Below are 230 nucleotides of genomic sequence, written 5' to 3'. Positions count from 1 at the left end.
GGCGGCCCTGGCCAGGGCGCTGCGGCAGCGGCTGGAGGCGTTGCTGCCCGCGCGGCTGGGTCTGCTGGCGCAGGGCTTGTTCGGTGCGCGCGGGGCGATCCGCGCGCGCTGGCCCGACGCGGATGCCCGACGGCGGGCGATCGACGCGGGGCTGGCGCCGGGGGCGGTGCTCGATCCGTTGCGGGACGATGCGGCCGGGCGGCTGGAGAACTGGCTGGCGGTTGATGCAG

1 pseudogene is annotated in these 230 nt (G+C 78.3%); it reads left to right on the top strand.

Annotated elements, in window-relative coordinates:
• A pseudogene (locus C100_RS0124500) lies at nucleotides 1-230 on the top strand (siroheme synthase); the annotation flags it as partial.

The sequence above is a fragment of the Sphingobium sp. C100 genome (genome assembly GCF_000508185.1).
Classification (GTDB): domain Bacteria; phylum Pseudomonadota; class Alphaproteobacteria; order Sphingomonadales; family Sphingomonadaceae; genus Sphingobium.
This window is presented reverse-complemented; position numbering and strand designations above follow the sequence as displayed.